Annotated in this window: 1 protein-coding gene; it reads right to left on the reverse strand. The window is 34.1% G+C overall.

The features are described 5' to 3' along the window. A partial coding sequence (locus tag AOA59_RS28460; RefSeq protein WP_158235278.1) for a substrate-binding domain-containing protein occupies nucleotides 1-261 on the reverse strand: 261 nt, incomplete at both ends.

The following is a 261-nucleotide window of genomic DNA, read 5'->3' on the forward strand; positions in this document are numbered from 1 at the left end:
AAAGCAAGTTCATCATTATAACAAACGAATGCTGTTGGCACATCTACAGTAGAAGCAAGTAATTTTTCTAACTCAGCATGAGGCTTTGACTTTTTTTCTTCGGAAAAATAACTGATTATAAAGTTCGGATTAATTGGTACTTTATGCTTACGGTGTGCCTTAATATATCCTTTCATTCTCTTAATTCCTTGGGTGTCATCTGTCTGGAAAAATCCAACGATATTCTTATGTCCTTGGCTTAATAAATGCTCTGTTTGGATA

The organism is Pseudomonas sp. 2822-15 (assembly GCF_002742515.1).
Lineage (GTDB): Bacteria > Pseudomonadota > Gammaproteobacteria > Pseudomonadales > Pseudomonadaceae > Aquipseudomonas > Aquipseudomonas salomonii.